The organism is Thalassobacter stenotrophicus, from assembly GCF_001458315.1.
Taxonomy (GTDB): Bacteria; Pseudomonadota; Alphaproteobacteria; order Rhodobacterales; family Rhodobacteraceae; genus Thalassobacter; species Thalassobacter stenotrophicus.
Map to the genome: position 1 here is coordinate 1 of NZ_CYRX01000014.1, position 7,463 is coordinate 7,463.

6 protein-coding genes are annotated in these 7,463 nt (G+C 53.1%); 5 read left to right on the top strand and 1 reads right to left on the bottom strand.

What is annotated here, in order from left to right; genetic code table 11:
* Positions 1 to 236 precede the first annotated feature (236 nt).
* A complete protein-coding gene (locus THS5294_RS06165; RefSeq protein ID WP_058123056.1) occupies positions 237 to 1,289 on the bottom strand; it encodes a LacI family DNA-binding transcriptional regulator in 1,053 nt (350 codons plus the stop codon).
* A gap of 100 nt (positions 1,290 to 1,389) precedes the next feature.
* Here THS5294_RS06165 and THS5294_RS06170 point away from each other — a divergent pair, with 100 nt between their 5' ends.
* Genes THS5294_RS06170 through THS5294_RS06190 form a run of 5 tightly spaced genes read left to right on the top strand, consistent with a single transcriptional unit; the run spans position 1,390 to position 7,338 of the window.
* A complete protein-coding gene (locus THS5294_RS06170; RefSeq protein WP_058123057.1) occupies positions 1,390 to 2,919 on the top strand; it encodes a tripartite tricarboxylate transporter permease in 1,530 nt (509 codons plus the stop codon).
* The gene (locus THS5294_RS06175) at positions 2,916 to 3,380 is read left to right on the top strand and encodes a tripartite tricarboxylate transporter TctB family protein (RefSeq protein WP_058123058.1); all 465 of its coding nucleotides are present in this window, start codon (positions 2,916 to 2,918) and stop codon (positions 3,378 to 3,380) included. Before THS5294_RS06170 ends, THS5294_RS06175 begins: the two co-directional genes overlap by 4 nt.
* A gap of 38 nt (positions 3,381 to 3,418) precedes the next feature.
* Positions 3,419 to 4,390 carry a tripartite tricarboxylate transporter substrate binding protein gene (locus tag THS5294_RS06180; protein ID WP_038009439.1) on the top strand — a complete coding sequence of 324 codons (972 nt, stop codon included), beginning with the start codon at positions 3,419 to 3,421 and terminating at the stop codon, positions 4,388 to 4,390.
* 60 nt (positions 4,391 to 4,450) lie between these two features.
* Positions 4,451 to 5,854, top strand: coding sequence for an acylating sulfoacetaldehyde dehydrogenase (gene sauS, locus THS5294_RS06185; protein ID WP_058123059.1), 1,404 nt, complete (start codon positions 4,451 to 4,453; stop codon positions 5,852 to 5,854).
* Positions 5,851 to 7,338, top strand: coding sequence for an AMP-binding protein (locus THS5294_RS06190; RefSeq protein ID WP_058123060.1), 1,488 nt, complete (start codon positions 5,851 to 5,853; stop codon positions 7,336 to 7,338). Before sauS ends, THS5294_RS06190 begins: the two co-directional genes overlap by 4 nt.
* The last annotated feature ends 125 nt before the right edge of the window (positions 7,339 to 7,463 follow it).

The following is a 7,463-nucleotide window of genomic DNA, read 5'->3' on the forward strand; positions in this document are numbered from 1 at the left end:
ATCCGTCTGGGGAAAAGGGAAGAATGCTCAGACCCCGATTTGTGCAACAGAGCCTCTAAACGACCATTAGCGGATTTCAACATACATCGCATTTCTTGGCGGCTTGGAGCCCAAAACTCCCCATTTCTGCATCGTAGCTAATACTCGCCATCGCAAAATCCTCATTCCTGCGGTCAGAAAGGACAATTCAAAAGTACCATTCATCATCACTAACCTGCTGTGTGACAGCTCAGAATTTAGCGCGCTATCAGTTCGCTAATGCTTTTGACTGCTGCACTTGACCGCCGCTCAACGAACTCCGGTGCGCAGTTTAAACTTCCCGCCTTGCCGGTGGCCGGATCGATGATTGCCAACACCATAGCGTTCCCGGCCTCTTGGCCGATGCGCTGCGCAGGAAGTCGGACGGTCGTCAATGCGGGTTCAATTTCTGAGGACCCTTTGAAATCGCCAATTCCCACGACCGTGACATCGTCCGGTACGCGCAGTCCACTCGCTGTCGCACCATAAAGCGCTCCGGTCGCAAGAATATCATTGCCGCAGATAAGCGCTGTTGGCCGATCCCTCTGCAGCAATAATCGCTTTGTGTCCTGCTTTGATTCCGAAATGCTATAAACTGTTTCCAGCATCCATTCATCGGGCACGTCCACACCCGCCACACGCAAGGTCGTCAGCACTACGTCACGTCGTGCGAGAGCGCGGTCATTGCCGTGTGTCGGCGGAAACATACAGGCGACACGCCGATGCCCCAACTCGAGGACATGCTCTGCAATCAGTCTTCCCGCTTGTTCGTTATCAGCGCCGATGGAGGGGTAGCGCGATGTCGCGGAATAATTCCACATCAACACGCATGGAATTTCCTGACTATCTAGCAATTGAAACACAGCCTCGTCATGATCCAAACCCGTCAACACGACACCATCAACGCGGTGCTCTAGGAACTTGCGTAAGATCGCGTACTCACGCTGGAGATCATACCCATGTGACGCCAGCAGGATGGTGAAGCCTTGTGAGGCAACGGTATCGGAGAACGCCTGCACGACTTCAGCAAAGATTGCATGATCCAATGTTGGAACCAGAACGCCGATAGTCCCTGATCTGATCCCATGAATCGTTTGCGCGGCCCTGTTTCGGATATATCCCGTCCTACGCACAGCCGTATCGATCTTCTTGCGAGTGGCCGATTTCACCAACTCTGGGTGGTTAAAATAGCGTGATACCGTGGAAGGCGACACGCGCGCGGCCTTAGATACGGTGACGATATCTACTTTTTTAGCCTTTTTATCAGCCACTTATTTCACCTCATCAGCATTTTTATGAAAACATTTGCAAAACTATTTTCATCGCTTAACGTGACTGGTCAAGCCAAAGTTTGGGAGGGTTTTGGGCCAGATGGAATTCCTGTACTACATGGGCGACGTGTTCACCCCGATAAATTTCGGGTTGCTGTTGCTTGGCACTATCGGCGGCCTGATTTTGGGGGCAACTCCGGGGCTTTCGCCTACAATGGCCGTGGCATTGCTCATACCGTTCACCTTCAAACTTGAGCCGCAGCAGGGATTGATCCTTTTGGGTGCTGCCTACACATCGACCGTTGCAGGCGGGGCGGTCAGCGCGATCCTGCTAAAGATCCCTGGCGCACCAGCCAATATCGCGACCACGCTGGATGGTCACACTATGGCAACGAAGGGCGAAGGGGCAAAAGCCCTGCAGCTGTCATTTATCGCGTCGGCGATAGGTGGCCTGTTTGGCGTTTTCCTCCTGATCTTTTTGACACCTGTGTTGGCACAATGGGCGCTCGCTTTCGGACCGTCACATTTATTCTGGCTCGCGATCCTGGGCGTTACCGTCATCGGCACATTGGACTCCAGTTCGGTGGTAAAAGGCCTTTTATCGGGCTGTATTGGTCTCTGGCTGGCCACAATTGGCTTTGACGACATCATGGGCGCGCAGCGGTTTATCTTCCATCCCGCGGTAAGTGGCGGAATTAATGTGATCCCTGCGCTGATTGGCCTGTTCGCCATACCGCAAGTCATCACGATGTTCACTAAGGGCCGCCGCAATGATGATGCAGAGGTCATCAATGTGAAGAAACACCCCATTCGACTTGCATTTGTTGAGGTTTTCAAACGCAAGACCGCGCTCGCTATTGGGACAATTACGGGTTCAATTATCGGCCTGATCCCCGGTGTGGGCGGACAGATTGCAGGCTTAGTCGCATATGATCAGTCCAAAAAGTTTAGCAAGGAAAGCGATAAATTCGGGACAGGCCACAGTGAAGGTGTGATTGCGGCAGAGAGTGCCAACAACGCTATGGTTGGTCCATCTTTGGTACCGCTTCTGACGCTTTCTATTCCTGGCTCTCCTACAGCTGCTGTTTTGTTAGGGGGTCTTTTGATCCATGGTATCTTCCCCGGACCCGACCTCTTTATGAATTATCCGCAAGTGGCATGGACATTCATCGACTCCATGCTGATTGGGCAACTTTTGATGTGTATCTTCGGGCTCTATATCGCCGGCCTAGCGGCGAGTGTCGCTCGGGTACCTCATGCGGTCATGGCAGCCATTGTTTTAGGTCTAGCTGTCTTTGGAAGCTACTCCGTGCAGAATTCCATGGGCGATGTTTACGTGATGGCGACGCTGGGTCTCGGCATGTATTTCCTAGAACGTTTTGGGTTTTCTGCCGCACCCTTGGTGCTTGGACTGATCCTCGGCCCCATCGCAGAGGCGAACTTTATCCAAGGATCGATGATCGCGAATGCTACCGTTGGCAAAGCCACTTACTTCTTCACCGGTTGGCTGAATTGGCTGCTTATTCTTATTGTCTCTGCTTCAATCGCCTATTCAGTCTGGATGGAAATCATGGCTCGTCGATACACGACCAAAGACGATGCCGTCGCAAAGGAAGAGGCGCTGTCATGACCGATCTGCCCCGCAATCAGCACATCTTTGCGTCTGGCCTGATCGCTGCGGTCGGTGTCAGTATAGCTTACATCAGCTTCACGCAGGAGCCCGCGGATGCATTCATTTTTCCACGCCTGATTTCGTCGGTCTTCGCAGTTTTGGCGATCTGGACTTTTGGGAAGGCTATCTTGGGCCGGACGAAAGTCGGCAATGGGATCAGCTACGACGCTATGCGCAACATGCTGCCCGGATTAATCGTTGCGATCATTTACGTCTATTGGGCGGCTAAGGCGTTCGGCTTTTATACCGCCACCGCGATTGCTTTCTTTATCTTGCTTTCACTTTATGACCCGTCACCCCACTCAGAGTTAAAAAGCTGGGGCAAACGGCTCTTGATTACCGCTGGCTTTATAGCGGTGATGTACGGTCTCTTCGCGCAGCTTCTGAATGTTTTCACACCGCAAGAGATTTTTTTCTGAACCGCAAAGGCGGCAGAGTTAACCCTAGGGAGGATACTATGAAACAGTGGATTGCAGGGGCCGCATTGGCCTTAGCCACAATGACAGGAACAGCCTATGCCGATGGACATAGCAGTTATCCCGAACGCCCCATCATGATGATGGTCAGCTATGGAGCGGGTGGTGCAACTGACTTTCAGGCACGCATCGTTACGATGACTGCCGGGAATGAAGATGCACTTGGTATGCCCATCGCCATTGTGAACCGCCCGGGAGCGGGTGGTCGTGTCGGTTGGAACTGGCTTGCGACCGAAGCAGAAGCAGACGGCTATACGCTTGGCGCATATAATATTCCTCACTTCGTGGCGCAGTCCATCGAAGGTGGCGTGTCTTACTCGACCGACAGCTTTGAACCGATTGCAAATTGGGGCGCTGACCCAGCCGTATTCGTTGTCGGTGCTGACAGCGAATTTAACTCAATGGCGGATGTTGTCGATTATGCAAAAGCAAATCCTGGTGGTTTGACATTCTCTGGCGCTGGCCTTTTTGTTGGCCACCACATTGCAGCTTTACAGCTTGAGAAAGCGGCTGGCGTGAAGCTGGCCTACATCCCCAATAATGCTGGCGGTGCAGGTGCGATGCGCGCCGTTATCGCAGGTGAAGTCCTTGGTGGGGTTAACAACTTATCCGATGCGTTCCGTGCGCAAGCTGCCGGCAACGTAAAGATCCTGGGGGTGTTCGACCTTGAGCGCAACGAAGAGTTCCTCCCAGACGTGCCAACAATGACGGAACAAGGCTTTGACATCGACAATGCGTCTGTGAATTTCCGTGGTGTGATGGTGCCAAAGGGCACACCACAGCCAATCATCGACAAGCTGGCCGAAACTGTGCCGGCAATGTTCGGCAATGGACGCGTAAAGAGCCGCATGGCTGCTGGTGGTTCGCCAATGGCCATCATGAGCCGCGACGAAGTCCTAGAAATGTGGGCGGCGCGTGAGGAAACACTCAAAGAACTTCTCGCTGGTCTCTAAACCAACTGCGCAGCGCCTCTGATCAGGTGCTGCGCGCCAATTAAATACAGGATAGTCACTATGAGCTCCATCGATCCGATCGCAGAGGTAGAACTGATCGTCGCACGTGCGCGCAGTGCCCAGAGCGCTTTTGAGCGCAGCGGATCACAAAACGCCTATGACCGCGCCGCACAGGCGGCGGCTTGGGCGATCATGGAACCGTCCCGCAATCGCCATCTGGCCGAACTTGCGGTTGAAACGACTGGGCTCGGGAACGTGCCCGACAAGATTACAAAAAACCACCGCAAGACGCTGGGCCTGATGCGCGACATTCAGCACGCAAAGACTCAAGGGGTGATCAGCGATGACGCCGCAACAGGGATTGCGGAAATTGCTCGCCCTATTGGTGTGATTGGAGCTGTCGTTCCCTCGACAAACCCCGGGGCGACACCTGCAAACAACATCATCAATGCCCTTAAGTGCGGGAACGCAATCGTGGTGTCGCCATCACCAAAAGGCGTACCAACCTGCGAGGCTCTACTCGGCTATATCCACACTGAGTTTGACAAGCTTGGGATCGATCGTGATTTGGTGCAGATGATCCCAGGACGTGGATCCAAAGAAAAAACTCAAAGACTGCTTGAAATTGCAGATTTGATTGTTGTCACCGGCAGTCAAAACAACGTCAAACGAGCCTATACATCAGGAACACCCGCGTTGGCCGTGGGCGCTGGAAATGTTGCTGTCATCGTCGATGAGACTGCGGACTTGGCCGCTGCAGCCGAAAAAATCAAAGCGTCCAAGACTTTTGACAATGCAACGTCTTGTTCTTCCGAAAACGCGGTTGTCGTTGTGGATGAGATTTACGACGCCTTTGCAGCCGAGATGGCACGCACGGGCGGCGCATTGATCACAGATGAAACCAAAATAACATCCAGACTATGGGTGAAAGGGCATCTAAACCCACAAGCGATTGCGCAAGATGCAGCTAAGATGATCGAGGCATTGGGCCTAAGTAACGAGGTCCCTGCAGATACTGCCTACCTTGCCGTAGAGACTAAAGGCATTGGCCCAGATCATCCGCTATCTGGCGAAAAACTAAGCCGAGTTCTGACCGTCTATCGAGCGAAGGACTTTGACGACGCTGTGCGCATTACGCGTGAAATCGAAATGTACCAAGGCGCGGGCCATTCTGTCGGCATTCATACACAAAATAGGGATAGGCCACTCGAACTCGCGACAGTTATCCCAACAAGCCGCGTTATTGTGAACCAAGCGCACACTTTCGCCACTGGTGGATCGTTTACGAATGGCATGCCGTTTTCTTTGTCGATGGGCTGCGGGTCTTGGGGTGGTAATTCCATTGATACAAACCTGCATTGGCGCCATTTCATGCAGACCACTAAAATCGTACGAGAAATTCCAGCCCACGAGCCCGCGGTAGAGGATATCTTTGGCGATTACTGGAGCGAGGCTGGTAAATGATTCTTGATAAAGCGATGCCACCTCAAGGTACCGTCCAAAATTGGCTGGATACGCGTGCAGAAGAGGGTGGGATCGCCATCCTGTTCCCTGAAACTGATGAGCGATTGACGTGGCGAGAGTTGCGTGATGAAGCGCGCAGTATGGCGCAGGGCCTCACCGGTGCTGGCATCAAGCAAGGCGAAAGTGTCGCCATTGTACACCCCAACGGCCCAAGTGGCGTGCTGGCGGTATATGCCGCGCTCTATGGTGGTTTTCGGGCGACGATGATCAACCTAGCTGCAGGTCCCGCTGCCATTGCCTATGCGTTAGATCACAGTGGTGCGCGATTTGCGTTTGTCCATGACAGCCAAACCGAGACCATTGCACAGGTCGCGCCAGATGGCCTCGAAATCATTGACCCTAACTTGTTGCAGAACAAGGCTCAAATCCCTGAATTCACCGCCAACCAACATGCGCTCTTGATGTATACGTCCGGCACAACCGGTCAGCCCAAAGGGGTCGTACATTCTCATGCGAGCCTATTGGCCGGTGGTTGGACGACAGCCATTGCCCATGACCTTTCGCCAGCTGATCGTGGCTTTTGCGTCTTGCCGATCTATCACATCAACGGGCTTTGCGTGACGATGATGGGTGCACTTGTCTCAGGCGGTTCGCTGGCAATGACCGCGAAATTTTCAGCCAGCAAATTCTGGGAGCAGGCGGAAGTGGCAAAGGTGACCTGGTTCTCGGTCGTGCCTACTATCATTAGCCACCTTCTGCACAATGACACCAACCCCACGCCAGAAGTACGCGAACGCCTGCGGTTTGGTCGCTCTGCATCATCCGCACTGGCCATCGAGACGCAATCTGCGTTTGAAGAACGCTTCAATGTGCCCATCATTGAGACAATGGGCCTGACAGAAACTGCAGCTCAAATCCTATCAAATCCACTCCCGCCCGGTGTGCGTAAAATCGGGTCGCCGGGGGTCGGATACGGTAATGAGATTTGCATTCTCACGCCCGATCTCAAAGCAGCGCCGGTCAATCAGGAAGGCGAAATAGCGATACGTGGCCCTAATGTGATGGTGGAGTATCTTCACAATCCAGAAGCAACCAAAAAGACATTTGCAGGCGAGTGGCTACGAACGGGTGATTTGGGGCGTGTGGATGATGACGGTTATGTCTTTGTGACAGGACGGCTGAAAGAGCTGATTATCAAGGGCGGCGAAAACATTGCACCCCGCGAGATTGATGAAGTTCTTTATTCAGAGCCCGACGTTATTGAGGCCGCTGCTTTTGCGCGAAGCTGCAAGAGTTATGGCGAAACGGTTGAAGCGGCTGTCGCCGTCAAGCCAGGATCGCAGCTGTCAGAGAAGGCGTTGATATCACTCTGTCAGGAACGCCTTGGAAAATTCAAATCGCCTGACACAATTCATTTTTTACCAGAGCTACCAAAGGGCCCCTCTGGCAAGATACAACGGCTCAAGTTGGCGGATCTTGTTTAGCATTTACGGTCATTGGGCCGCACTGATTGACAGGCGGAAGATTTAAGCGACCGGTGGCAGGTACGTTTAGAGGCTTTGTTGCACAAATCGGGGTCTGAGCATTCTTCCCCTTTCCCCAGACGGAC

What these genes read in the sequence shown, in the direction of transcription:
- THS5294_RS06175 (WP_058123058.1), top strand. Translation starts at nt 2,916, where the DNA reads ATGACCGATCTGCCCCGCAATCAGCACATCTTTGCGTCTGGCCTGATC.
- THS5294_RS06190 (WP_058123060.1), top strand. Translation starts at nt 5,851, where the DNA reads ATGATTCTTGATAAAGCGATGCCACCTCAAGGTACCGTCCAAAATTGG.
- THS5294_RS06170 (WP_058123057.1), top strand. Translation starts at nt 1,390, where the DNA reads ATGGAATTCCTGTACTACATGGGCGACGTGTTCACCCCGATAAATTTC.
- sauS (WP_058123059.1), top strand. Translation starts at nt 4,451, where the DNA reads ATGAGCTCCATCGATCCGATCGCAGAGGTAGAACTGATCGTCGCACGT.
- THS5294_RS06180 (WP_038009439.1), top strand. Translation starts at nt 3,419, where the DNA reads ATGAAACAGTGGATTGCAGGGGCCGCATTGGCCTTAGCCACAATGACA.